The organism is Povalibacter sp. (genome assembly GCF_036520495.1).
GTDB lineage: Bacteria > Pseudomonadota > Gammaproteobacteria > Steroidobacterales > Steroidobacteraceae > Steroidobacter.
In genome coordinates this window covers 64091-88923 of sequence record NZ_DATDJO010000055.1, presented here as the reverse complement: position 1 = coordinate 88923, position 24833 = coordinate 64091, and the positions used below count along the sequence as shown (strand labels likewise).

Annotated in this window: 19 protein-coding genes; 8 read left to right on the top strand and 11 right to left on the bottom strand. The window is 62.9% G+C overall.

What is annotated here, in order from left to right; genetic code table 11:
• The first annotated feature begins 96 nt into the window (after positions 1-96).
• Positions 97-519: an Lrp/AsnC family transcriptional regulator gene (locus VIZ63_RS18905; protein ID WP_331611276.1), complete on the top strand. Its 423-nt coding sequence runs from the start codon at positions 97-99 to the stop codon at positions 517-519.
• Positions 520-626: 107 nt separating this feature from the next.
• On the opposite strand, the gene VIZ63_RS18900 is transcribed toward VIZ63_RS18905, so the two are convergent.
• Complete coding sequence (locus VIZ63_RS18900) at positions 627-1043, bottom strand: rhodanese-like domain-containing protein (RefSeq protein WP_331611274.1); 417 nt, start codon at positions 1041-1043, stop codon at positions 627-629.
• A 151-nt stretch (positions 1044-1194) separates the two neighbouring features.
• On the opposite strand from VIZ63_RS18900, the gene ftrA reads away from it, so the two are divergent.
• On the top strand, positions 1195-2166 hold the full coding sequence (ftrA, locus tag VIZ63_RS18895; RefSeq protein WP_331611272.1) for a transcriptional regulator FtrA: 972 nt from the start codon (positions 1195-1197) through the stop codon (positions 2164-2166).
• 191 nt (positions 2167-2357) lie between these two features.
• Here ftrA and VIZ63_RS18890 read toward each other — a convergent pair whose 3' ends face one another.
• The gene (locus VIZ63_RS18890) at positions 2358-3482 is read right to left on the bottom strand and encodes a 5-methyltetrahydropteroyltriglutamate--homocysteine S-methyltransferase (RefSeq protein WP_331611271.1); all 1125 of its coding nucleotides are present in this window, start codon (positions 3480-3482) and stop codon (positions 2358-2360) included.
• 114 nt (positions 3483-3596) lie between these two features.
• Here VIZ63_RS18890 and aguA point away from each other — a divergent pair, with 114 nt between their 5' ends.
• Both aguA and pap read left to right on the top strand, forming a co-directional pair.
• Positions 3597-4739, top strand: coding sequence for an agmatine deiminase (gene aguA / locus VIZ63_RS18885; RefSeq protein ID WP_331611270.1), 1143 nt, complete (start codon positions 3597-3599; stop codon positions 4737-4739).
• A gap of 103 nt (positions 4740-4842) precedes the next feature.
• On the top strand, positions 4843-6285 hold the full coding sequence (gene pap, locus VIZ63_RS18880) for a polyphosphate:AMP phosphotransferase (RefSeq protein WP_331611269.1): 1443 nt from the start codon (positions 4843-4845) through the stop codon (positions 6283-6285).
• A gap of 75 nt (positions 6286-6360) precedes the next feature.
• On the opposite strand, the gene VIZ63_RS18875 is transcribed toward pap, so the two are convergent.
• The 7 genes from VIZ63_RS18875 to VIZ63_RS18845 all read right to left on the bottom strand — a co-directional run bounded on the left by VIZ63_RS18875 (position 6361) and on the right by VIZ63_RS18845 (position 13918).
• Positions 6361-7323 carry a DUF3187 family protein gene (locus tag VIZ63_RS18875; RefSeq protein WP_331611268.1) on the bottom strand — a complete coding sequence of 321 codons (963 nt, stop codon included), beginning with the start codon at positions 7321-7323 and terminating at the stop codon, positions 6361-6363.
• A gap of 165 nt (positions 7324-7488) precedes the next feature.
• Positions 7489-8718 carry a DUF3570 domain-containing protein gene (locus VIZ63_RS18870; protein ID WP_331611267.1) on the bottom strand — a complete coding sequence of 410 codons (1230 nt, stop codon included), beginning with the start codon at positions 8716-8718 and terminating at the stop codon, positions 7489-7491.
• A gap of 118 nt (positions 8719-8836) precedes the next feature.
• The gene (locus VIZ63_RS18865) at positions 8837-9028 is read right to left on the bottom strand and encodes a DUF4266 domain-containing protein (RefSeq protein WP_349261229.1); all 192 of its coding nucleotides are present in this window, start codon (positions 9026-9028) and stop codon (positions 8837-8839) included.
• Positions 9029-9129: 101 nt separating this feature from the next.
• Positions 9130-9645, bottom strand: coding sequence for a TlpA disulfide reductase family protein (locus tag VIZ63_RS18860; protein ID WP_331611265.1), 516 nt, complete (start codon positions 9643-9645; stop codon positions 9130-9132).
• Positions 9646-9690: 45 nt separating this feature from the next.
• Positions 9691-10389, bottom strand: a complete 699-nt coding sequence (locus VIZ63_RS18855; protein ID WP_331611263.1) for an outer membrane beta-barrel domain-containing protein — start codon at positions 10387-10389, stop codon at positions 9691-9693.
• Complete coding sequence (locus VIZ63_RS18850) at positions 10356-11099, bottom strand: outer membrane beta-barrel protein (RefSeq protein WP_331611262.1); 744 nt, start codon at positions 11097-11099, stop codon at positions 10356-10358. The genes VIZ63_RS18855 and VIZ63_RS18850 overlap by 34 nt, the downstream gene beginning before the upstream one ends.
• On the bottom strand, positions 11099-13918 hold the full coding sequence (locus tag VIZ63_RS18845) for a hypothetical protein (RefSeq protein WP_331611260.1): 2820 nt from the start codon (positions 13916-13918) through the stop codon (positions 11099-11101). The genes VIZ63_RS18850 and VIZ63_RS18845 overlap by 1 nt, the downstream gene beginning before the upstream one ends.
• Before the next feature lie 503 nt (positions 13919-14421).
• Here VIZ63_RS18845 and VIZ63_RS18840 point away from each other — a divergent pair.
• The 4 genes from VIZ63_RS18840 to VIZ63_RS18825 all read left to right on the top strand — a co-directional run bounded on the left by VIZ63_RS18840 (position 14422) and on the right by VIZ63_RS18825 (position 20481).
• A complete protein-coding gene (locus tag VIZ63_RS18840; RefSeq protein WP_331611259.1) occupies positions 14422-15651 on the top strand; it encodes a hypothetical protein in 1230 nt (409 codons plus the stop codon).
• Positions 15652-15664: 13 nt separating this feature from the next.
• Complete coding sequence (locus VIZ63_RS18835) at positions 15665-18142, top strand: LamG domain-containing protein (protein WP_331611258.1); 2478 nt, start codon at positions 15665-15667, stop codon at positions 18140-18142.
• A gap of 38 nt (positions 18143-18180) precedes the next feature.
• Positions 18181-19806, top strand: a complete 1626-nt coding sequence (locus VIZ63_RS18830; RefSeq protein ID WP_331611257.1) for a hypothetical protein — start codon at positions 18181-18183, stop codon at positions 19804-19806.
• Positions 19807-19986: 180 nt separating this feature from the next.
• Positions 19987-20481 (top strand): pyridoxamine 5'-phosphate oxidase family protein, encoded by a 495-nt coding sequence (locus VIZ63_RS18825; RefSeq protein WP_331611256.1) that lies wholly within the window; start codon positions 19987-19989, stop codon positions 20479-20481.
• Between the two features lie 97 nt (positions 20482-20578).
• Here the strand turns inward: VIZ63_RS18825 and VIZ63_RS18820 are convergent, their stop codons facing one another.
• Both VIZ63_RS18820 and VIZ63_RS18815 read right to left on the bottom strand, forming a co-directional pair.
• The gene (locus VIZ63_RS18820; RefSeq protein WP_331611255.1) at positions 20579-22750 is read right to left on the bottom strand and encodes a TonB-dependent receptor; all 2172 of its coding nucleotides are present in this window, start codon (positions 22748-22750) and stop codon (positions 20579-20581) included.
• Between the two features lie 112 nt (positions 22751-22862).
• Entirely contained in the window at positions 22863-24824 is a 1962-nt protein-coding gene (locus VIZ63_RS18815; RefSeq protein WP_331611254.1) for a pyrroloquinoline quinone-dependent dehydrogenase, read from the bottom strand.
• Between the last annotated feature and the right edge of the window lie 9 nt (positions 24825-24833).

Here is a 24833-nt window from a genome sequence, read left to right as displayed (position 1 = left end):
AGTGAGAAGCCAGAAAACTGATCAAAAGGAGCGGCCGATTGGGCAAAATGCCAGAATGTCGTGTCATTTTGACCAAGACGGCGTGGCGAGGTGCCCATGGACAACATCGATCGTCAGCTCATCGGTCTGCTTCGGGACGACGCCCGAGTCTCTGTCGCGTCGCTGGCAAAGCAGCTCAAGGTTGCCCGCGGAACCGTACAGAACCGCCTGAGCCGAATGGAGGCGGACGGCACGATCGTCGGTTACACCGTGCGCGTGCGGCCGCAGGTCGAATCTCAGCAGATCCGTGCCTTCATGACCGTGGCGGTGGAAGGCAACCGGACCGAGCAGGTGTTACGCGCTCTGCGCGGTCATCCGAACGTCGTGGCGCTGCACACCACCAACGGGCGATGGGACCTGGTCGCGGAACTGCGCACGGACAACCTCGAAGAATTCGACCGCGTGCTGCGGCAGATCGGCTTGCTCGACGGCATCGCGAATACGGAGACGAGCCTGCTGCTGTCCACGCAGAAGCTCTGACGGCGAGGGGAGGAAATGGCCACAGAGGCGAAAAAATCGCAAAAACAGATCCGCGATACAGGGTCTGCTTCTTGGTGATTCTTGTGCCTTTCTGCAGCCATCAATATTCATGCGCTCTTTGCGAAGACTTCCATCGCCGCAAGCGCGAAGCCTTCATCGATCCAGCCGGTGATGCCGCCGATCATTAGTTTCACGGGCCGGCCGAGCTTGGCGAGGCGGATGGCGCCGCGATGTGCGCCGTTGCAGTGGGGGCCGGCGCAGTAGACGACGAATGTCGTGCCGTCCGGATACGCGTTCATGGTCGACTCGATGATCTTCCGATGCGGCAGGCTGATGGCGCCGGGCACATGACCGCGCGCATACAGCTCATGACTGCGGACATCGAGCAGCACGAAATCCTGCTGGCCGGAGCTCATCGCATCGTGGACATCCCAGCAATCGGTTTCGAAGCGCAAAGCGGATTCGAAATGCTGCAAGGCGCTGGCACTGTCGGCGGCGGAGACCTGGGTGACGGAAGAGGACATGAATGTGCACTCCGGATGGGGAGAAAGTACTAGGCCCTAGGCCCTAGCGGGAAAAAGACCTGACGCTCTTTCTGATCTGGTGCCTAGAGCCTAGCGCCTGGGGCCTTACCCCGCCTCTGGCGCTATCGCCAACCTACGGTAACATCGCGCCATGGCGAAAAACGCTGTCAAAGCCGCTCCCCTGGTCGTTGCGGTGGCGTATGACCGGCTCTGCACTTTCGAGTTCGGGTGCGTGGTCGAGATGTTCGCATTGCAACGCCCCGAACTTGGGGTGCCCTGGTATCGCTTCGCAGTCTGCTCGGCGGAGCGGGGCAGATTGCGCGCGGCGGGCGGGATCACGGTGTCGGCGCCGTATTCGCTGACGATTCTGGAACGGGCGGACACCATCATCGTTCCTGGTTGGCGCGACGCCGATGAACCGCCGCCGGCTGACCTGGTGCGCCGGATTCGCGCCGCATACGACCGTGGCGCTCGCATCTGTTCGATCTGCTCGGGAGTTTTTGTGCTCGCGGCCGCCGGAATTCTGGACGGCAAGACGGTGACGACGCACTGGCGCTACACGCAACGGCTGCAGCAGCGCTATCCCTCCCTGCGGATCGAGTCCAACGCTCTCTACGTCGATGAAGGGCAGGTGATGACGTCAGCGGGGTCCGCGGCCGGTCTCGACATGCTCGTGCATCTCGTGCGTCGCGATCACGGTCCGCGCGTCGCCAATATGGTCGCGCAACGACTGGTCATTCCTCCGCATCGCGACGGGGATCAGGCCCAGTTCGTGCCGCGACCGGTGGCGCCGGAAGACGAAGGTCGTCTCTCGCGTCTGCTCGACTGGGTGCGCCAGCACCTGGACGTACCGCACTCGATCGCCTCCCTGTCGAAGCGGGCGAGCATGAGTCCCCGAACGTTGCTGCGTCACTTCCGTGATGTCACTGGGCTCGCGCCCGGCGAGTGGTTGCTGCGCGAGCGGGTGGCGCTGGCGCGTGACATGCTGGAGTCCGGGCGCATTCCGATCGGACAGGTGGCCAATCGCGCTGGCTTCGGCTCCGCCGAATCCTTCCGCCGCCATTTTCGCTTGCAGGTGGGTGCGTCGCCTGCGGCGTACCGGCAGCGCTTCCTGCAGCGCTAGGTACGGAGATTGGGGACTGGGAGTAACCGCATAGAACGCATAGAACGCATGGAACGAACGAGACGATGAATGGCTATAAAAATGCAAAAGGCGGCAATTGATCTTTGGACCTTTGGACCCCTTGTAGGCTTTTGTCCTTGTCCGTCTATGTGTTCTATGCGTTCTTTGCGGATACTTCCTTCGCCGCTTCTTCAGGTCTCTCCCCAGACATCGCGTGCGACTTCGACGATCAATTCCATTTTGCGTTTCTGGTCGTCCTGCGTCAGCGGATGGCCCGATCCGGGCACCGAGCTGAAGCCGCACTGTGGCGACAGGCCGAGTTGTGCCAGGGGAATGTGCTTCGCCGCTGCATCGATGCGACGCTTGAGGTCGTCGGCGTCTTCCAGCGTCGGAATCTTGGAGCTGACCAGTCCGAGCACGACTTTCTTGTGGGGCGGGACGAAGCGCAACGGCCGGAAATCACCGGCGCGGTCCGTGTCGAACTCGAGCAGGAATGCATCGACGTTCAGGTCGCCGAAGACTTTTTCTGCGATGGCCTCGTAACCGCCTTCCGCCATCCACGCGCCCTTGAGATTGCCGCGGCACATGTGAGTCGCCTTGGCCATGCCCGCCGGACAGGCGGTGAGGACGTCATTCACGAGCTGCACGTACCGGGCGGTGAGCGCGTCCGGATCTTCGCCGCGTCGGCGCACGTCATCGCGTACGTGGTCATCGCAGTTGCAGGGTAACGCGGTGTTGTCGAGCTGCAGGTAACGACACCCGAGGGCAGCGAGGTCGCGAATCTCGTCGTGATAGATCTGCACCAGGCCGGCGTAGTAGTGCTCGGTGTCCGGATAGGCGGCGACATCGAAGCTCTGCGGTCCGAGAAAAAAATGCATGACGTCGGGAGACGGGATGGTGGTCTTGGGAATTCCCGTGCGTGCAACGCTGTGGAGGAAGCGAAATTCGTCAGTCGCAATCCCGTGCCTGCGCTGCAGGCGTTCTTTCGCGAACGGTGAGGGCAACACGCCCTTCTCGCCGTGCTCATCCCGAAAGCCGAGCGTTCCGTCGCGCATGCCGAAGCCCTGCACCGCGTCGATGAATCCGGCGCTCCAGCCGCGCCGACGGAATTCGCCATCGGTCACGCTGCTCATGCCGACGGATTCCTGCAGCGTGACCAGTTCGCGGATGCAGTCATCCTGAACCTGGTGCAGATGGTCGGTGGTGGTGGTGCCGCTCTTGATGCCGCGCGCGGCCTGCAGCAGGCGTTCCGGACGAAGGTAACTGCCGACGTGCTCGGCGCGAAAGGTCGGTCGGTGCGGAGTCGTTGCAGTCATGCGGAGCTCCCGATCGCCGGCATTGGCGGAATAGTTCTACTCTATAACGATGGGCCGGACGAGGGGAAGGCGGCTGTCAGCAACGCAGGCCGGACAGCCTGTTAACATCAGCACATGACAACGACATTCGAGACGACCCCCGCCGCCGACGGCTTTCGCATGCCCGCCGAGTTCGAACCGCATTCCGGCTGCTGGATGCTCTGGCCGGAACGGCCTTCCAACTGGCGCCTCGGCGCCAAGCCCGCTCAGCGTGCGTTCGCGGCGGTAGCTACAGCCGTCGCGGTCGGTGAGCCGGTCAGCGTCGGCGTTTCGAGCGCTCAATACATTCAGGCACGTTCGATGCTTCCCGATGCCATCCGTGTCGTGGAGATGTCGAGCGATGATGCGTGGATGCGCGATGTGGGCCCGACGTTCGTGGTCAATCGGCGCGGCCAGGTGCGTGGCGTCGACTGGACGTTCAATGGCTGGGGCGGATTGAACGGCGGGCTCTACTTTCCCTGGGACCAGGACGATCTGGTGGCGCGCAAGGTGCTGGAGGTCGAAGGACGCGATCGCTATCGCGCGCCCCTGATCCTCGAAGGCGGCGCAATCCATGTCGACGGCGAGGGTACGCTGCTGACAACGGAAGAATGCCTGATGAATCCCAATCGCAATCCGCATCTGGACAAGGGCCAGATCGAAATCCTGTTGCACGAATACCTGGGCGTAACCAGCGTCATCTGGCTCGGCAAGGGCGTGGTCGACGACGAGACCAATGGACACGTCGACAACCTGTGCTGCTTCGTGCGGCCGGGCGAAGTGGCGTTGACGTGGACCGACAACAAGCGCGATCCACAGTACCGGATATCGCTGGATGCCTACGAGCGGCTGAGCGAAGCGCGCGATGCGAAGGGACGCAAACTGAAGATTCACAAGCTGCATCAGCCGGGTCCGTTGCACCGGACCCGCGCGGAGTCGGAAGACATCGACGTGGTGGATGGCGGTGCACCGCGCCGGATTTACGAACGGCTCGCGGCCTCCTATGTGAATTTCTACATCGGCAATTCCGTGATCGTCATGCCACTGCTCGACCCGAAGCGGGACAAGCAGACAGCCCGGCAACTGCAGAAACTGTTCCCGGAGCGCCGGCTCATTGGCGTGCAGGCGCGCGAGATCCTGCTCGGCGGCGGCAACATTCACTGCATTACTCAGCAGGTGCCGCGCGAAGGGCGCGGGGCGCGAAGTGCGGTACGTGAAAAGAAGGCGAAGCGCGCCTGATGTAGCACTGGTCGTTCTACCCAGGCGACAACCCGACCTTCAAGGAGCTCTCATGACTCGCAAGGTTGTTCGACGAATCGTGAGGCCAGTGGGTTCGCGCCGCATGAGCAGGACGCAATACGAGAAGGTCATCCCCTCGTTGCGCGATGCCTTGCTTGCGGCGCAGAAGCGGCTGCACGACGAGAAGCCCTTCGCGCTCGCGGTCGTCGTCACCGGCCTGCCGGCCGCGGGGCGCAGCGAGATCGTCAACGAATTCCTCGAGTGGCTCGATCCCAAGCACATCCAGGTACGCGCGTTGCAGAAGCTGCGGCGATCGTCGCGGGCGTGGCCAGCGATGTGGCGCTACTGGAATGCGTTGCCGGCGCGGGGCGAGATCGCCTTCTTTTTCATGGGCTGGTACGAAGATCTGATGCGCCCGGCGCTGCGACGGTCGAAAGGGACGCGGCAGGATCTGGCACGCGCGGTGCAACGCATCCGTCAGTTCGAGTCGATGCTGCCTCGCGATGGCGTGCGAATCCTGAAGCTGCATCTCACGGTCGACGAGGCAGTGCAGAAGGACCGTATCCGCAAGTTGCGCGAAGACAAGCTGACCCGCTGGCGGGTCACGCATGAAGAGCGATGGCTCGCGCGGCACTATGACCAGGTGCAGGCGGCAGCGCAGTCCTGTATGGAGGCAACGAATCAACCGGGCGTCGAGTGGTGTGTGGTCGATGGCACCGATCCGCAGAGCCGATCGTTCGCTGCCGGAAAACTACTCCTCGACGCGCTGGAGGAAGGATTCAGTGGGCAGCTGCCGAAATTTGCGAAACGCAAGGCAATGTCAGTATCCGGACAGGTGTTGTCTGGAAGTCATCCCGGCGAGCGCCTGGATGACGACGCATACGATGAGGAACTGGAGCGACTGCGCGGACGATTCGCATTGCTTACTCGTCGCAGCCGTTTCCGTCAGCACGGCGCAGTTCTGGCATTCGAAGGTATGGATGCGGCAGGCAAGGGCGGCGCGATCCGGCGTCTCACCAGCGCGCTCGATGCGCGTCAGTACAGCGTCGTGCCGATTTCTGCGCCGACACCCGAAGAACGTTCCTATCCCTATCTGTGGCGTTTCTGGCGTCGCGTTCCGCAGCAGGGCGAAATCGCGATCTTCGATCGCTCCTGGTATGGGCGCGTGTTGGTGGAGCGCGTGCGAGGCTTCGCATCGCCACCCGACTGGCAGCGTGCGTATGACGAGATCAACGAATTCGAGCAGCAGCTGGTCGAGCACGGGCTCATCGTCCACAAATTCTGGCTGCAGGTCAGCAAGGATGAACAGCTGCAGCGCTTTCAGGAGCGTGACCACGACACATTGAAGCGCTACAAGGTCGATCCCGAGGACTGGAAGAACCGTCGTCACTACGACGACTACCAGATCGCTGCACGAGAGATGATCCGTCGCACGAGCGTCGCCGCCGCCGCACCCTGGACGGTGGTGGAAGCCGACGACAAGAAGTACGCGCGGCTGAAAGTGTTGCGAACGGTGTGTGAGGCGATCGAGAGAGCGTTGGATTGAGGTCCGGCGCTGCCAGCGCCCGGTACTAGGCTCTGGGTATTAGGCTCCAGGTTGACTCGGACTAGTGCCCAGGGGCTAGCGCCTTCCTATTCCAATCACAAACACAATATCCGGCGACGCCTCGACCACGATGTCCTCGCTGATGCCGAAGTCGACCTGCCAGCAGTTCCTGAATTTCCACGCACCGCCGACCGTCAGGATGAATGCGTCGCCGATGTAGTCGAGGTGCGTATCGTCAAAGACGACACTGTGTCCGTCGAACTGCAGTTTGAATTCCAGGCCGCGCCAGGCGGCGACGCTGACTCCGGCGAGACCGCTCCACGCGATGCTGCGTTGCTGGGCCGGTAACAGATCGCCATCGCCGAGAAAACTCACCGCCAGCTGGCCGAAGGCGGACCAGCGATCGCCGAAGCGATGCTCCGCGGCCATGACGAGCGAAGCATCGAGTGCGCCGCTTCCCATCAGTTCGTCGGCATCGCCGGTCGGCAGCTCGAGGCTCGCCCATGCGGCGACCGACGTGGTGTCGTTGGCGATCCACTGATAGCCCATATCTGCGGAGATATCGCCAAGGCCTTGGCCCGATGCAGTTCTGTCGATGAGCAGATCGCCGTCGCGCTCATATGCAATCCGGAACTGATCGCGCGGCAGGTGCGGTCGTTCACCCTCCGGCAAGTCGAAGAAGTCATGCCAGCTGTCGATGAGGTTGTCGAGGTTGCCGGCGCCGGTGTGGCGATACGGCAGTTGCAGTTGCACCGTCCAGCGATCGTTGAGTGGCCGACCGAACGTCAGTCGCAGTTCGCGGGATTCGGCATCCACCAGCAGGCTTTCGGCGCCTTCGTTCTGAACGAGTGCGGTGCTCGCCCAATTGAGGTCTGCCGACCACTGCCACTCGGTGACGGTCGCGAGACGCGATGACATCGGCATGGGCAGGCCGTAGCCCGCGAGCAGTGGGTTCTGATCGCGAGTAGGGAAGGGGGAGGCTGCGGCGAGGGAAGAGATGAACAGCGCGGCAATGGTGCCGTAGCTGAGCCGGTTCATTGGGTGCATCCGTCAGTCCTTTTCGTCAGTCCTTTTCTTGTGGGCTCGATTTCCCCTCGGGGACGTCGAACCCACGGGGCAGCGCGAGATGCCGACATCTCTGGCCAATAGACCAGTTAGCCAGTTAGCCAGTCTGCCAGTCAGCCGCGCGTCCGCGCGTCCGCGCTAGAACCACACCGAAATGAACGCCTGGATGACGTTCGCGCCGAATGAATAGAACTGCTCGGTGCCGGCGGCGCGAAAATTGGGATCGTCGGTCGGCAGCAGCGAGTACCTGGCATCGCGATAGTCGTCGTAGTCGAATTGCATGCGATCGTACGAAAGATTCAGCGTGCCCTTCTTGATGAATCTCCAGCCGCTCGGAACGAACTCGTAGGTCGCGGCGACGTGGAACGTGTTGCTCACGAACGTGGAGAGTTCCTTGTCGCGGCCCATGAAGTTCTGCTGATCCACGCGATCGAAAATATCCGCGTAGAAATCCGCATGATCCTGGTTGTAGTGGCGGATGCTGGCCTCGAAGGTCCAGCGAGTGCCTTTCAACGGGTGCATGTAACCGAGTTCGAAGGTGCCGGCGTCGATACCCCAGGTGTCCGTGAAGTATCGATAGCCGCCAAACGCCGCGGCACGCCACGGCAGGAAGTACCGGGCATTGACGCCGGCGGCGTTGCTGGTGCGGGTGTGTGGATAGATTTCCGTTGCCAGCCGGAAGCGCAGATCGTCATCCGGATCGACGTAGCGGAAGGAGCGATACGGGTTGTTGAGGTAACCTTCGTCCGTGATCACTTCGAGCTGTAGCCCGAGGATCATGTTGCGTGTCAGGATCTGCGAGACGCCGACGCGGTAACTCCAGCGGTCGACATCCTGTTTGAATCCGGGATCCACGATACGTCGCTCGGCGTCGTTCGGATCGGCGATCGTGCGACGCACTGTATCGTCGCCCTTCGAAAAGCCCATGCTGATGGTGGTCAGATCGCCGAACAGATCCTGGCTGATGCCGAAACTGGTCGTGCTCGCCTGGTAGTCATTCTCGTCGCTGTTCGTGTAGCCGAGGCTGTAGGTCGTCTTGCCGCGCAGGTAGTCGAAGCCGAGGCTGTACTGATTGCGCTCTTCCTTGTATTCACTGGCGCCGCTGACCTCGACGTCGATGGACGCGCTGGTCACCATGTCCATGTAGTAGTTGGCGCTGGCCGAATACTTCTCGGCCATGGTCTTGCGCACCAGCACCGAAGGACCGTGAATCGTCACGCCACCGCCGTCGTAACGGTGGTAGAGCACGTCGGCGCGGTCTTCGGGGAGGACACCGGCGGAAGAGGCAAGAGGATAGGCCGCCGCCGTCAAGCCCAGCAGCGCAATCGACAGCCAGCGCCGGGCGCAGGCGATGGCGTGGCTGGCCAACTGGCCAACTGGCCATCGGCCAGAGTGCGGGTCCACCCGTTTCGATGCTGTCGTCATCATCTTGCCAGTAGACCAGTTTGCCAGTGAGCCAGTTTGCCGATCGAACGCACGCGTTCGATCAATTACATCCGCAGCCGCCGCCAGCGCCGCCCAGTGCGCCGCGGGCGCCTTCGCGTGCTTCGTAAACGTGGTCCATGTAGGACGACGAAATCGGATTCAGGTCGAACGACATCACCGGGTCGGCGAGATTCTGACGCTCGTACGGTTTGACCCACGGCTCGATGTTGCCGCAGGCGGAGAGCGCGAACATCGCCACCAAGGCGGCGACGCGCGCGCAGACCCTGGGCTGTAGCCAGTAGGCTGTCGCCAGAAATGGATCTCTGCTGCTCTGCCTACAGCCTTCGTTCACGATCACTCCTTCAACAGCGCCCGAATCTGATTCAGGTATTCGCTTTCATCGCCGGGCTTGTAGCCGCGATGCAGGTAACGCACGTTGCCCTTGCGGTCGATGAACACGGTGCTCGGCATCGCATTCACGTCGTACAACTTGCTGACCTTGTTGTCCTTGTCGAACAGGACGGGGAAGGTCACCGGGGTCTGTGCGAGCCACTTCTCGGCATCCTGCGTGTTCGCTTCGACGTTCACGCCGATCATGGTGAAGCCGAGCGCGCTGTAGCGCTTGTGCATCTGGTCGAGCAGCGGCATTTCCTGACGGCACGGCCCGCACCAGCTGGCCCAGAAATTCAGCATCACGACCTGGCCCTTGAGTTCGTCGAGCGATACCGCTGCGCCGCTGCGCGACGGCAGGGTGAACGAGGGTGCCAGCGCCGAACTCGCGCCGACCAGTGAGGATACGGCCAGCGTCGCTGCCAGCGCAGTTGCACGCAATAGGGTCAACATCCGTGGGGGTAACTTGGGTGAGTGCATGGATTCAAGACCTCGTCAGTCGAACTGTCCCAGGGTCATCCTCCCTCAGAAGAAGATCGACAAACCGAGATGCGCTTCCAGATTATTGACGATCTTTTTTTCACCGAGCAGGTCCGTGTCGTAGACGTGGTCACGTACGTCGAAATGCACGGCCATCCAGTCGTTGGGCAGGACCCGATAGCCGAATCCGCCGCTGACGGTGAACAGGTCATCGCCTGCAAACCGCGTACTGCCAATGCCAGCCACCAGGTAGAAGGCCGTGTTGTATGCGCGATTCTTGCCGATGAAAACTTCACCTGGCAAAGCGTTCCATCCTGCCGACAGTGCGTAGTAGGTGTAGTCGCGTTCGTCGTCGGTCAGAAGCTCTGCCGCGCCTGACAAGTTCTCATAGCTGGTGCGGCCTGCACGCGACTGCCCTACGGTGGCTTCGAGGAAGAAGTCTTCCGTCAGGTGATACGCGAAGCGCGCGCCGTACACGGGATTACTCTCGAAATCCTCGATGCTGAGAATGCCGCCGTACACGCCGATTTCGAAATCTTCGGTGTCGATGGAGGCGCGCTTGATCTGACGGCGCTCGACCCGCGGATCGATGATGGGCTGCTCGCCCGATTCACCCGTGGGTGCTGCGGCAGCCGCGACTGCTTCGGGCGCAGTATCGCGATCGCGGCCGAACCACGCGCAACCGGGCAGAACGCTCGCCAGCGCCAGCGTCAGAAAAAGAATGCGAAGCCGATGTACTTCCATTCGTCCACTTCCTCGTTATCGTCGCGGCTCGTGAAAATGATGTCTTTGCGGTATTCGGTGCGCAGCATGAAGCGCCGCGTCAGATAGAACTGCACACCACCGCCGACATAGCCGATCTGGTCGGTGCGGTCTTCCGCCTCGACCAGGGTTGTTCTGGGTTCGATATGAATGACGCCCGTGCCGAGCGTGAAGTACGGCGACGCGCGCCATTCCGGTACGAACACATGCATGAGGCCGAGCGTCGCGCTATAGGCGCTGGTGAACTCGCCGGGCATGTGATTGAGCGTCAGCTCGATCGACAGATTGTCGCTGAATGCATAGCCGCCGAAGACCGAGATCAGGCTCGCGCCGCTGAAATCGCCGGCCATCACGCCACCCTGCCAGCGGCGACTCATGTAGTTCTCGCGGGCGGGTTCGTCGAGATCGAGCGATTCGCCGGTGGGCGCCAGCGTCGCGAGCATCTGTTCGCGCGGCACCCAGCCTTCGACGCCGCGGCTGGTGCGGACCATGAACCAGTCCGTGCGACGCTTGATGATCTCGACTTCCTGGCCGCGCTCGGACACGTGGAACACGGGATAGCCGCGACCGGGACCCGTATGCAGTTCGATGTACGGGTCAGCGATCAGGATCTTCGGCAGGTTCTCGTCGGCTTGCGCAACTGCTGCAAGGAACAGGACCGGAAGAATGAGCAGGCGCAACCAGCAATGCATCAATCCTCCGGTGCCGCAAATGGATCGTTGTAGTACTGGGCGCCGATGTCGAGCCATTCGGAGAGCAAGCGTAGCTCACTTGGTGACATAAAGTCTGCATGGTTCACGGTGCCGACGGTGCGTCCCTCGAGCGTATCGAAGAAGCGCGTCGAGGCACGTGCACCGCCGCCGCTCATCGGCGCCGGCACCTGGCGGAAGCGGATGCAGATCTCGACCATGGTCACCGGATCGACCGCGGTCTCGGCGCACTCCGGTTCGAGCTGACCCATGGCATTCAGTATCTCGGCCGTATCGGCGAACAGCAGTTCGCGATAGGACCTGAAGTGATCTGCTTCCTCGTCCGACGGACCGTCGGTCAGATCGAGGTTGCCGCCGGGAAGCTGGACTGCATTCGCGGCGCCGACCGGGTTGTGGCAGGTGTTGCACTTGTGATTGATCTCTAGGCCGGTCACGGGATCGAGATCGTTACCCGCCACGCCATCCACGTCCACGAACCGGTCAATACCCCACAGCGGATGAATGTGCTGCTCGTAGCTGATCGTGATGCGGCACAGGCCGTTCCAGGTCGTCGTGCAGGCCGTCGTCGTTGGCGGCAGGGTTCGCAGGGCGCTCGCACAGGCATGGCGCTGCGTCAGGTCATTCGGATTCGACAGCACGCTCGAGGCGGTGCCGTAGCACATGTCGAAACTGCCGGGCGTGGTTGCCGGATCGAATCCTGGCTGCCAGTAGTCGTCGTAGGCGATATCGACGCTCGGCGCGCAAGCGGCCGTCGGTCCGCACATCGCGCGACCGCGTGCCTGTGCCATGGTCTCACCCGTATCGAATGGAGCGAGCACGGGGTTCGTGCCGGGGAATGCGCCACCCGTCGACGTCGCGCCGGCATTCGCCGAATTCGTCAGGCCCTTGCGTCCATGGGCGATCGGCGTGGTCGTGCCTGGGTTGTGGCAGCCATTGCACTCCAATGTTTCGCCTGGCATCAGTTGCAGCCAGTTCGAATGCCGCTGACCGAGCGTGCCGTTCAGGCGACGGCCTTTCGCGTCGAGAATGCTGATGGCGAACGCCACGTTGGCGGGCACCTTCACCTTGACCGAACCATCGGGTTCGATCGGCGCATACCCCAGGATGTCGCGCATGCCGAGGCGGCGACCCGCCACGCCGAAGGCGGTGTTCGGCACGTCGCGCGTATCGTCATCGGGCTGCGAAACCACTTTCTCGATGCGCAGGAAACGAGCAGGGCGCATCGCATAGGCAGCATTGCCGGGATTGCCGACAGCCGCGAGGCCACCAGCCACGCCCGGTACGGCGATCGTGCCGTCGATGTCGTACACGCTGCGGATGTGCAGGATGCCAACGCCTTCGGTTGCCAGGTCCTGCGGGAAATCCACGCCGGGCGCGCGACTCAGGATCACCGGCGGCAGCGTGCGCGCCGAGCCTGCGACCACCTCCGTATAAATGAAACCTTCCTGCGGCGCGACGATGGGCTTCTGCGTGTTGTCGCGCACGTCATAGATGTAGACGCCGTAGAGCGGCGGCGCTTCGACCGGTGGAGTCGTGGTGTTGTTGAGGCGATCTGCCGTGCACGGCACGATGCGGCCCGCTTCGACGAGGCGGCACGCAGACCAGCTCACCAGCAGACGGCCCGTGCCATCGAACAGCGGCGATGCCGAGCGGAAACGACCGCCGGGCGAGGGCCCGGGAATGGTTCGCACGTCGGTCGGCAGCGCACGTGTTTGCGCGGGGCCGGACAGGCCTGAATTCGCGGGGCTCGAGCCGCGGGCGTTGTCCACGTAGTTGGCGGTGTCGATCAGGATCAGGTCGCCGCCTTCGTTAGTGCCGGTGAACGGGCGAATGAGCGCCAGTGTGCGGTTGTCGGCCATTGCGCGCGGCTGCAGAAACTGAATGACCGATGGCTGATTCGTCGTCGGATTGGTCGTGCCGGTCGCATGGCTGTGCGCGCCGTACAGCAGTTGCCGGTCGCTGCCATCGGGATTGATCGAGTACAGATCCATCTGGCTGCCGGCCAGCGCCTGTTCCCAGTGCGTGTACAGGATGCGGCCGTCGTTCATGACGGAGGGATCCAGGTCATGACTCTGGTTGTACGTGATCTGATTGATGTTGGTGCCGTCGGCATCCATCACGTGCAGGACGAACGCCGGCTGTTCGGCGCCTGCTTCCACCTGCGCAGCGAACTGCGGCTTGTTTTCGTCGAGCAGGATCGCGCGCGACTGGCGCTGCCGGGTCGACGTGAACACGATGCGGCCGTCCGGCAGGTAGTGCGGCATGATGTCGTGGCCTTCCTCGGCCGTCGTGTCCGACGCCATGACCCGCCGCAACACCTTGCTCTTGGCGTCGTACTCCCAGATGTTCCAGGTGGGTTGATCCTCTTCGTCCGCACCGTCGATGAACTGGGCGCGCATGGAGAAGATGACCTTCGAGCCGTCGTAGTTGACGTCGACGTCGCGGATGTCGCCGAGGTTTTCGGTCTCCGCGGCGGTGATGTTGATTTCGGGTGCTGATGGCGAGGCGCGATCGCGCATGTAGAGATCGGCGCCGATCTCGAAGCGCAGCGGTTCGCGCGCGTCGTTCTCTTCGAAGTCCTCGTCCTCGGGATCGGGGACCGGACGCTTGACGTAGAACACCGGGAATTCGACCGTCACTGGATCCGCGCCCTGACCGCTGCCGATCGTGACATCCGTGCCGCCGCTGCCGCTGCTGCAGGCCGTGAGCACGGTAGCGATCAGCCCCGCGAGCAATGCCCGCGGGGCGTGCCGCCGCAGGTCACCGGCAGGCACCGCATCAGTCGTTACCCGAAGAAGCATTGGGCTGACTCCGCAATTCATCGATCGTCCCTACGCACGTAGATTGTTCATTGCGGCGTTGTTGTTGAGTCAGTGTGGGTCCGGCGTTCACCCGGACGTTGCCGGAGGTCGGTGGTGACCGCAGGGAATCCCACGGGGAAAACCGGACTCGAGCGCATGACCCCATCATCAACGCGACATATTCACGCGATCCGTTAACCGATTCACAGAAGGCATGCCGGAGCGTGCAGATTGAAAAGCTTTTCGACATCGCACGCGTGCATTGCGTGACGCTGCTCACATTCGCACTACCGACAGCGCAGTTGAATGCAGCGCGTGATGCATCGTGGGCGGCGAGCCTACACGCGCGTGCGAAGCGCTCGTTACTGTCTCTGACCCGCGACGTCTTGCGAATGAGACAGTTACTCGGGTGTTGACCGCTGCGTATATTTCCCCCGCAAGTCGGAGGACGGACGACTTCGACGGCCGATTCGAACAAACGATCAAGACAGGTCTGGCACGAAATGAACACAAGCAAGTCGCTGAAGCAGCGTGACAGCGTGTGCGGCACATCGCTCTACAAGGCGGTCGCCGTGGCGCTGACGTTCGCCACGCTCGTTTCCGTACAGCACGATGCTGTGGCGGCAGAGCGCGAACAGGCGAAGCGCATGTACGACCGGCTCACCGGCACACCGCCGTCGCCGGCACTGCTCGATACGCTGACGCAGCGGGTGCAGAACCAGGGTCTCTATCCGACGGCCATGTTCATCATGGACAAGGACCAGGCGCATTCGAGTCCCTTCTATAGCGTCACGCTCAAGAACTTCGCCACACCGTGGACGAATCGCGATCAGACGGTATTTGCGCCGCTCAACGATTACACCGCCACGGTCATCGGCATGGTTCGCGACGACAAGGATTTCCGCAGCCTGCTGTACGCAGACGTCCTCTACGTCGGCGGCAGCGGCGCGTACTCGACGACCGACAACACGATGTACGCGAATCTCGAGAGCAGCAATGCGGACTTGCGCACCGCGCTGCAGGAACGCCAGCAGTCATCGCTCAACGGTCTGCCGGCGTCGGCGACAGCAGGCATCATCACCTCGCGCGCGGCGGCCGAAGCGTTCTTCATCGACGGCACCAATCGCGCGATGTTCCGCTTCACGCTGATGAATCACCTGTGCCGCGACATGGAGCAGGTGCACGACACTTCGCGTCCGCCGGATCGCATCCGGCAGGACGTCACGCGTAGCCCGGGCGGCGACAGCAGCGTGTTCCAGAACAACTGCGTCGGCTGCCACAACGTCATGGATTCCATGGCCCAGGCGTTCGCCTACTACGACTTCGATGAGAACGGCGGTGGCACGGGCCGACTCGTCTACACGCCCGGGCAGGTGCAGCCCAAGTACCTGATCAATTCCGACAACTTCAAGCCCGGTTACGTGACGCCGAACGACCAGTGGGAAAACCGCATGCGTCTGCCGGGCCAGAACACATTGCTTGGCTGGGAAGGCAACAACGACTTCACCGTGCGCCGTGGCGAGGGCGCCAAGAGCCTGGGCCAGGAGCTCGCCCACAGCGATGCCTTCGCGCAGTGCCAGGTCGACAAAGTCTTTCGCACCGTCTGTTTCCGTTCTCCCGAGAGCAGCGTCGATCGCAGCAAGCGCAACGACATCGTCGCGGCGTTCCGGAACAGCAACTACAACATGAAGACCGTGTTCGCGGAGACCGCCGCGTACTGTGCGGGCCAGTGAGGAGCAATCGAGCATGAAGCGCGCATTCAACTTCGGCCTCATCCGCTTCGCAGCGGTCGCACTGCTGGGTGCGATAGCGCTCGGCGGTTGCAGCGGCGGAGCCTCCACGGAAGCAAATCCGGTGACCGGTGGTCCCAATGCCGGGCCCAACTACGCAGGCCCACCGCCCGCGACCGACGACATCCAGTCGTTCCGCGTCGAATTCTGGGAGAACGTCCGCGGCACCAATCGCTGCGGCAACTGCCACAACGCCACGGGACAGGCTCCTGCGTTCGCACGGTCGGATGACGTCAACGCGGCCTATCAGCAGGCGGGCAGCATCGTCGATCGCAACAGCCCATCGCAGTCGCCGCTGGTGCTGAAGGTTGCCGGCGGCCACAACTGCTGGCTCGCAGACGCCGGGTCATGCGCCACGATCCTCACCCGCTGGATCACGGCATGGGTGGGCGCCACCGACGGTGGCGGCAAGCAGATCGAACTGGTTGCACCGACACCAAAGGATCCCGGCAGCAGCCGACGCTTCGCTGCTACTGCTGCCGAAGCGGGCTTCGGTCCGCTGCATACGCTGCTGGTCCAGCATTGTTCGAATTGCCATACGGGCGATTCGGCTACCAAGCAGCAGCCGTACTTCGCTTCGTCGAACATCGAAGAGGCGTATCTCGCGGCGATGCCGAAGATCAATCTCGATCGTCCGGCGGATTCGCGCTTCGTGATCCGTCTCGGACGCGAATCGCATCAATGCTGGGCGAGCGGCGGTTCGTGCCAGAACAACGCCGATACCGTGCAGGCACTGATACAGCAGATGGCCAATGCGGTGACACCCACGGGTGTCGATCCGACCCTGGTCGTCAGCAAGGCGCTCACCTTGTATGACGGTACGGTCGCCGCAGGCGGCAATCGGTATGACAACAACGTCATCGCCATGTACGAATTCAAGACCGGCTCCGGCAACACCGTGTTCGACACGAGCGGTGTCGATCCGGCGGCGGACCTGACGCTCGCCGGTTCGCGGGGCACCGATTTCGACTGGGTCGGCGGCTGGGGCGTGCTCTTCAAAACACCGATGGCGAAGGCACAGGCCTCCACCACGACGAGCCGCAAGTTCCATCAGCTCATCACGGCGACCGGCGAGTACTCGGTGGAGGCCTGGGTCATTCCTGGCAACGTGACGCAGGAAGATTCGCGCATCGTCAGCTACTCCGGCAGCACCACGGCCCGCAATTTCACGATGGGCCAGACGCTGTACAACTACGACTTCTACGGCCGCAGCACGGCGACGGGCGCCAATGGCACGCCGCAACTCTCGACCGACGACGATGACGAGCGACTGCAGGCAGCGCTGCAGCACGTCGTGATGACGTTCGATCCCGTGCAGGGACGGCGCATCTATGTGAACGGTCAGTTCACCGGCGACACCGACGGCGCGGGCGGCGGCACGCTGGGCGACTGGGACAACAGCTTTGCCTTCGTGCTGGGTAACGAAGTCAGCAACAACCGTCCATGGGCCGGCGTCGTGCGCCTGGTGGCGATTCACAATCGCGTACTTACCGCTGCACAGATCCAGCAGAACTTCGAAGCCGGCGTCGGCGAGAAGTACTTCCTGCTGTTCGGCGTCGAGCACATCACTGGCGTCGCCGACTCGTACATCCTGTTCGAGGCGGCGCAGTACGACAGCTACGGCTACCTGTTCACGAATCCCAAGTTCGTGAGCCTCGATGCGAATGCACGTCCAGGCAGCATCGCCATCCGGGGCATGCGTATCGGTGTGAACGGCGCGGAGCCGCATGTAGGCCAGGCGTATCGTCTGCTCGACACGACGATCACCGATGCGGGCTACACGCCGGCGGAGGGCTTCCCGCTCTCGTCGGTCGGCACCATCATCGGCCTGGAGCGCGGCCCGGCGCAGGATGAGTTCTTCCTGTGCTTCGATCAGCTGGGCGATCGCGCCAACGTCTGCTCTGCCTTTGCGAGCGCGCAGACGCCGGTGTTCGGTCCCGATCAGCCCCGCCCGTCGGATATCGGCGTGCGTACGTTCGACGGCATCAACGCCACGATGGCAGCGATGACGGGCGTCGACCCGAACACGACCACCGTCAGGAACGCCTTCGACAGCGTGCGTCAGTCACTGCCGGCCGTGGTCGACATCAACGCGTTCCTGTCATCGCACCAGACGTCGATTGCGCAGCTGGCGATCACCTACTGCGCCGCGCTGGTCGATAACACGACCGCACGCAGCGCTTACTTCCCCGGACTCAACTGGTCCGCCGACATCAGCGGTCAGCGTGCATTGCTGGTGAATCCGCTCGTGGACAGGGTGGTCGGCAATGCGGCGACGCAGCCGGCGGCGCAGGCCGACACCGAGCTGAACGATCTGGTCACGAAGCTCTGTGCCAGCGGCAGCTGCGGCAGCAACGCAGCTACACGCACACCGACAGTGGTCAAGGCAGTGTGCGGCGCCGCGGTCGGCAATGCGGCCATGCTGGTCCGTTAACAGAAACGAGAAACGAACGAAAGGTCGCTGAGGCAGCTATGTTCATCATCAAGTCTCAAAGGAAGCGTGCACTGAAGCTCGACGAGCCGTTGAAACACGGGTCGCACAAGCGTCCGGTCACGCGTCGCGATTTTCTCGCGCAGGGATTTCTGACCGGCTCGGCGACGCTCATCGCGCCGACGATGCTCGGCTCCGTGTTGAGCTCGCGCGCGCATGCGGCACTCTCGTCTGACATGCAGCAGGTTGCGACTCAGATCTGCAACATCACTGCGGGTCGCGGCAAAATTCCGTTCATCTGTTTCGATCTCGCCGGCGGCGCCAACATCGTCGGTTCGAACGTGCTGGTGGGCAAGGAAGGCGGCCAGCTCGATTTCCTGTCGACGCAAGGCTACGTGAAGCAGGGCCTCGCACCCGGCATGTTGCCGAACAATGCCACCACCAACTTCATCAACACCGAACTGGGCCTGGCATTCCATTCGGACAGTGCCTTCCTGCGCGGTATCCTCGAGAAAACGTCGGCAACGACCCGCGCCAACATCAACGGTTGCGTGATCGCCGCGCGCTCAGAGAACGATACGGGCAACAATCCTCACAATCCGATGTACGGTCTGGCGAAGGCCGGTCCCAGCGGACTGGGTGTCAAGGGCGAACTGCTGACGCTGATCGGTTCACAGAACTCGGACTCGGGTGGCAACTCGATGGCGCCGGCCATGATGATCGATCCTGTTTACCGTCCCACGAAGATCGATCGCACCAGCGACGTCACGGGTCTCGTCGATACCGGCGAACTCGCCAACCTGCTGAGCCCGGCCGATACGGTCGCCGTCATGGAATCCATGGCGCGCGTCAGCCAGTCGAAGCTGCAGTTGGTGCAGACGCAGCTGGCGGACGACACGGAAGTGAAGACTCGCGTGCGCTGTGGGTACGTGAAAACTGCCGACACCATCGACAAGTTCAGCAGTCCCGCCGCGCTCAATCCCGCTGCCGATCCGGAGATTACGGGTGCCGCCGGCGTGTTCGGGACCAGCTTCGCCAACAACCGCTTTACGGATGGCGAGTTTGAAAAGACTGCTGCCGTCATGAAACTCGTCGTCGAGGGATATGCCGGCGCCGGCACGATCTCGATGGGCGGTTTCGATTACCACACCGGCGAACGCGCCACCGGTGAGAACCGCGATCTGCGTGCCGGCCGCGCGATGGGCGCATGTCTTGAATTTGCAGCGCGCCGCGGCAAACCGCTGATGCTCTATGTATTCAGCGACGGCTCGCTGTCTTCCAACGGCAGGCTCGACATGTCAGCCGATGGCCGCGGCAAGGGCGAATGGACGGGTGACAACCAGCAGGTCGCTGCCGCGTTCTTCCTGGTCTACAGCCCGACCGGTCGTCCGACCCTGTTGAACGAAGGCGGCATCGCCACTGCGCGCCGCCAACAGATTGGTTACTTCAACACGGGCGGCGATGTCGTGACCGCAAGCTCGCCGGTCGCCAACAACGTCAACTTGCTGGTGCAGTCCGTCTTGCTGAATTACATGGCATTGCATGGTGAACGGACCAGCTTCGCGAGCGCCTTCCCGACGCAGGGCCTGGGGGGTGCTGCAGATGGTCTGATTTCGATGAACCCGATCGTGGCGTCGAACGGCAACGGAGGCTACACGCCGATCTGATTCGCTTCTGCGAGGAGAGGGTGGTGGACTTCAAGGCCCGGGTTCGTCCGGGCCTTTTTTGTGCGCTCGACATCGCGCGGGGAACAGAGGTCGAGCAGACTCCGTTGAGAAGATGGCACCGCGTCGATCGTCATCACGACGCACCCGTCCGCCAAGTCCTTACACGCAACGGAGTCCGCCATGAAGAATGAAGCCGAGATCGCCGATAAATTCTGGGACGCGCTGAAGTCCGATCGCACCGTGATGCTCGGTCTCGCTGGCGTCGAGGAAGGCCACAGCCAGCCGATGACGGCGCAATTGGAGGACGATCACCCGGAAGGACCGATATGGTTTTTCGGCGCGAAGGATACGGATCTCGTGAAATCCGTACGCGGACGTCAGGCGGCCGTACTGCACTTCGCCTCGAAGGGGCACGAAGTATTCGCCTCAGTGCATGGCGAACTCGTGCTGGATAACGACCGTGCCGCCATCGATCGTTTGTGGAATCGCTTCGTCGCTGCGTGGTACGAGAAAGGCAAGGATGATCCGAAGCTGCAGTTGATGCGCTTCGAGCCGGCCCGTGCCCAGATCTGGCTGAACGAGAACAGCCTGTTTGCCGGCGTGAAAATGCTGCTGGGAGCGGACCCGAAGGAGTCCTACAAGGACAAGGTGGCGGATGTGCGGCTGCACAGCTAGCAGGGCACTGGGGACTGGGCGGCTGGCCAGATCAGAGCCGCATCTCTTGCGCTGACCAGTAGCCCGGCGGTCCAGTGCCCAGCGGTCCTTCTCGGTCTCACTCCGCCCGATAGTTCACTTCGACGAACACCGTTCGATCGCGACCGGGGAAGTAGCGGTAGTTGCCGAATGCGAAGTCAGCGCGGTCGGCATAGGCGCGATCGGTCAGATTGTTGACGCGCACGATGCCGGTCCAGTTGGCGGTCGCATTCCATGCGAGTCGCAGGTTCAACAGATCGTGGCCTTCGTACTCGTTCGCGTTGCCGGCATCGACGAAGTAGCGGCCGACGCCGATCCATTCGAGTTCCGCGCCGATGGTGTCGATCGGCCGCCAATTGATACGCGCGGTGTTGATGTGGCGCGGCGCGGTATCGACGTCGCGTCCCGCGACGATGGTTTCACCCTGTTCGACGGATCGGTTGAAGTCGTACGTGTGCTTGGCGTACGTGCCGGCGAGCGCCAGGCGGAGCGAGTCGAGCATTACCCAGTTGAATTCATACTCGATGCCGCGGTGCCTGGTGCGGCCATCGCTGACGTTGAAGGCATTGGAGTCACGGAAGATGACGTTGTCCTTGGTCATGTCGAACGCCGCGAGCGAGTAATGCAATGCGGCGAACTCGCCGCGTGCGCCGATTTCGATGCTGTCGAGTTCTTCCGCATCCAGATCGGCGATCGACTGCTGCCGTTGCAGGCGGTACAGCTCGCTGGTGTCCGGTGCGCGGTAGCCATGCGTGGCTGTCGCGTAGATCGCATGCGAGTCGTTGATCGAATAGGTGAGCCCGATCTTGCCGGTGGGGCTCGTGAATTCGTCGCTGCGATCGGCGGGGCGGCTGTACAGGCAGCCCGCGCCGGGACAGGCGGTGCCATCATCGCGCGTGTTGCCGGCGATCATCCGGTTGTCGTACTCGTAGTGCACGTACTCGACGCGCACGCCCGCGCTGAGCTTCCAGCGGCTCGCGAAGGGCTGATCGACTTGTGCGTAGGCGGCGGCGACCGAACTGCCGACGGTGTAGTCGTAGTGCTTGCCCGCCGGACGAATGATGTTGGCGGGGGGCGCGCCATCGGTAGCGGGACCGTCCTGGGTTTCCTTCAGAAAGCCATCGGCGAACTCGATGTCGATGCCGGTGAGGATGCTCGTGTTGGTGAAGGCGTCGATGTGCAGCGAGGACAGCACGCCGATCGAATCCTGGCCGTTCTCCTCGGTCGGTTTGCCGATGAGGAAGTGCTGCAGGAAATCCATGCGCGAGTGGCGCACGTAGGGCCGCAGGTCGAGCTGCAGATTATCGTTGAGATTGCGCTGGTACTGGCCCGTGAGCCGCACGGCATACGCATCCCGATAGGCTTCCGGATTCGGATTGGACTTTGCGATCGCTTCGTCGCGGTACGCATCCTTGCCCTGGATGAATCCTGCCGTTTCCTGATTGAGGTTGGTGGCCGCGAGGCTCAGACCCAGAAGCGCATTGCTGGAGCGATGCACGAGCTGCGCATTGAGCTTCTGCTCCTCGAGTCCGGAACTGTCGCGCCAGCCGCCGTCATGCGATACGAGGCCGACGGCGCCGATGTCCGTATTCTCGCCGACATGAGCGGTGGCGAATTTGCCGCGGTAGAACTCGTCGGGCCCGGCTTCCACGCCGATGCCGAACGAAGGCAGCTGTGCGGGGGTGGCCTGCAGCACATTCACGGCGCCGTGCATGGCTCCGGAGCCGTAAACGACGCCGGCGGGACCGCGCAACACCTCGATCGATCGCGCCTCCTCGGAGTTCACTTCGAAAAGTTCGTTGACGTTGCAGAAGCCGACCGGCCGGATCGGCACGCTGTTCTCGAGGAACAGGAATACGCCGCACGAGCCGGGACCGGAGAGCACGGGCGAGCGGATGGCCGTGAGGCTTTCTTCGCCGCTGTTGCGCTGGATCATCGTGCCAGCGGCGCGATTCATGATTTCCGCGTGATGCGTCGAACCCACCAGCGCGACATCGGCTTCGCCCACGACTGAAATGCTGCCGGCAAAACTGCGCAGTTGCTCCGGACGGCGCGTCGCAGTGACGATCACTTCGTCCAACTGGTCGTCGGCCGCGGTCGCGTGGCCGAGAAACAGAGTTTCCACGGGGGACACGGGAAGCACGGGACAGAGAAGAACCAGTGCCAGCGTCGATGACTTGGGAATTCTGAACATCATTTTTCTGGAGACCTGGACGAACTGCACGGGCCGCATCTTCGTCGGGTGGGTCATCCATGTCTGCAGAATTTTGTTTGCGAACCTTTGCCGCCTGCGCCCCGTCCCGCGGGATTTCCCCGTGGAACTTCCGTTGGCCGCCGTCGATCAGGTTCCCCTGAGGAGATCTTTACTCCTGGGGCAGCGCAAACGCCACCACGTAGTCACCGCGAGTCGTATCCAGCCCGCCGTGGCCACCCGCCGCGATGACCACGAATTGACGTCCGCCGATCTCATATGTCATGGGCGTGGCTTGTCCGCCCGCAGGCAGGCGTCCCTTCCAGAGTTCCTGGCCGGTTTCCACATCGAAAGCACGCAGATAGTTGTCGGTCGCGGCGCCGATGAACGCCAGGCCGCCGGCCGTGACGATCGGGCCGCCCATGTTGGGCATGCCCAGCGTGCCGGAGGGCACGAACCAGGGAGTCCTGTCGCGCGTCGAGCCGAGCATCACCTGCCAGCGGATCGCATTGCGTTTCAGATCGATCGCGGCCAGCGTCCCCCAGGGTGGTGCGGTGCACGGCAGGCCCAGAGGCGACATCAACGCTTCGCGCCGCATGCCGTAAGCAGCGCCTTCCTGTCGCGCGAACTCGGACTGGGGCCAGTCGCCCGATTTACGTTGCGCATCGAAGCGATCCCGTGGAATCAGCGTGACCACCATCGGCACATTGTTGACGGCCGCCAGGATCAGTTGCCGCTCGCTATCGAAGGCGAGGCTGCCCCAGTTGACGCCACCCGCATAGCCCGGCGAGAAGATCGAGCCGCGCAGGCTCGGCGGCGTGAAAATGCCTTCGGAGCGGTAATTCTCGATCAGCTCGCGGCAACGGCCGCGATCGTAGAACGTCAGCCCCCATGCATCCTGCGGCGTGATCGCAGCGTGCGAGACGAGCGCGGGCGTGGCCGGAAAGGGTTGCGTGGGCGAAGTGGCTTCGCCGGGCACGTCGCTGGCGGGCACCGTTCGTTCGACGATTTCGAACACCGGCTCGCCGGTTTCGCGATCGAACACGAACAGCATGCCGGTCTTGGTGGCCTGGATCACCGCGGCGATGGACTTGCCATCGCGCTCGATGTCGATGAGCAGCGGCTGCGCCGCGAGATCGTAGTCCCACAGATCGTGATGGATGAGTTGCCGATGCCAGACGAGTTTGCCGGTGCTGGCGCGCAGGGCGACCAGCGAGTTGGCATAGCGGTTGTCGCCGGAACGCTCGCCGCCGAAGAAATCCGGGCTTGCCGAACCGGTGGGGACGAAGACCAGATCGCGGCCGGCATCCACCGACAGGATCGACCAGGCATTGGCAGCGCCGGTGCGTTGTGCGCCTGACGCGGTCCAGCCGCGATCGGTGAGATCCGTCGACGTGGCAGTGGGGATCGGATCCCACGCCCAGCGCTGCGTACCGCTGCGGGCATCGAAGGCGCGCACGACGCCTCGCTCCAGCTCGACGCCGCGGTTATCGCCAATGGCCGAGCCGGTGATCACGAGGCCGCCGTAGAGCGCAGGCGGGCTGGAGACGAGATAGTCGCCGCGCCCGGTCATGCGCACGCCCTGGGACAGATCGATCGAGCCGCCGACGCCGAAGTCGGCGCAGGGACGGCCGGTCGTGCCGTCGATAGCAATCAGGCGCGCGTCCAGTGTGCCCATGAAAATACGGGACGCACACGGCTCTGCCGGTTCGCGCGTCGTGTCGATCCACCACGAGACACCGCGCGAAGTGTTCTCCGAGTAGTGCCGATCGCGGGGAATTTTCGGGTCGTAACGCCAGCGTTCTCGCCCGGTCGCGGGGTCGAGCGCAATGACGATATTGGTCGGCGTGCTGAGATACAGCGAGCCGTTGACGAGTATGGGCGTGGTCTCGAACGAGAGTTTGCCCGGCCGCAGGAAGCCCGCGCCGAGTTCGCCGGTGCGATAAGTCCACGCGACGCGCAGCTTTCCGACGTTGCCCCGGTCGATCTGCCGCAGGTTCGCGTAACGACTGCCACCGGCGTCGCCCCCGTACCAGCCCCATTGCATGTCGTCGTCGGCTGGTCGCTGCGGTGACGCGGCGAGGGCCGGCACGGCCAGCAGGTAGAAGAACGCAAGGCTGCGTCGGAACGACATGTGGCAAAG

What these genes read in the sequence shown, in the direction of transcription:
- aguA (WP_331611270.1), top strand. Translation starts at nt 3,597, where the DNA reads ATGACAACGACATTCGAGACGACCCCCGCCGCCGACGGCTTTCGCATG.
- VIZ63_RS18825 (WP_331611256.1), top strand. Translation starts at nt 19,987, where the DNA reads ATGAAGAATGAAGCCGAGATCGCCGATAAATTCTGGGACGCGCTGAAG.
- VIZ63_RS18900 (WP_331611274.1), bottom strand. Translation starts at nt 1,043, where the DNA reads ATGTCCTCTTCCGTCACCCAGGTCTCCGCCGCCGACAGTGCCAGCGCC.
- VIZ63_RS18820 (WP_331611255.1), bottom strand. Translation starts at nt 22,750, where the DNA reads ATGACCCACCCGACGAAGATGCGGCCCGTGCAGTTCGTCCAGGTCTCC.
- VIZ63_RS18875 (WP_331611268.1), bottom strand. Translation starts at nt 7,323, where the DNA reads ATGAACCGGCTCAGCTACGGCACCATTGCCGCGCTGTTCATCTCTTCC.
- VIZ63_RS18850 (WP_331611262.1), bottom strand. Translation starts at nt 11,099, where the DNA reads ATGCATTGCTGGTTGCGCCTGCTCATTCTTCCGGTCCTGTTCCTTGCA.
- ftrA (WP_331611272.1), top strand. Translation starts at nt 1,195, where the DNA reads ATGGCGAAAAACGCTGTCAAAGCCGCTCCCCTGGTCGTTGCGGTGGCG.
- VIZ63_RS18835 (WP_331611258.1), top strand. Translation starts at nt 15,665, where the DNA reads ATGAAGCGCGCATTCAACTTCGGCCTCATCCGCTTCGCAGCGGTCGCA.
- VIZ63_RS18815 (WP_331611254.1), bottom strand. Translation starts at nt 24,824, where the DNA reads ATGTCGTTCCGACGCAGCCTTGCGTTCTTCTACCTGCTGGCCGTGCCG.
- VIZ63_RS18890 (WP_331611271.1), bottom strand. Translation starts at nt 3,482, where the DNA reads ATGACTGCAACGACTCCGCACCGACCGACCTTTCGCGCCGAGCACGTC.
- VIZ63_RS18855 (WP_331611263.1), bottom strand. Translation starts at nt 10,389, where the DNA reads ATGGAAGTACATCGGCTTCGCATTCTTTTTCTGACGCTGGCGCTGGCG.
- VIZ63_RS18860 (WP_331611265.1), bottom strand. Translation starts at nt 9,645, where the DNA reads ATGCACTCACCCAAGTTACCCCCACGGATGTTGACCCTATTGCGTGCA.
- VIZ63_RS18830 (WP_331611257.1), top strand. Translation starts at nt 18,181, where the DNA reads ATGTTCATCATCAAGTCTCAAAGGAAGCGTGCACTGAAGCTCGACGAG.
- VIZ63_RS18905 (WP_331611276.1), top strand. Translation starts at nt 97, where the DNA reads ATGGACAACATCGATCGTCAGCTCATCGGTCTGCTTCGGGACGACGCC.
- VIZ63_RS18840 (WP_331611259.1), top strand. Translation starts at nt 14,422, where the DNA reads ATGAACACAAGCAAGTCGCTGAAGCAGCGTGACAGCGTGTGCGGCACA.
- pap (WP_331611269.1), top strand. Translation starts at nt 4,843, where the DNA reads ATGAGCAGGACGCAATACGAGAAGGTCATCCCCTCGTTGCGCGATGCC.
- VIZ63_RS18845 (WP_331611260.1), bottom strand. Translation starts at nt 13,918, where the DNA reads ATGCTTCTTCGGGTAACGACTGATGCGGTGCCTGCCGGTGACCTGCGG.
- VIZ63_RS18865 (WP_349261229.1), bottom strand. Translation starts at nt 9,028, where the DNA reads ATGTTCGCGCTCTCCGCCTGCGGCAACATCGAGCCGTGGGTCAAACCG.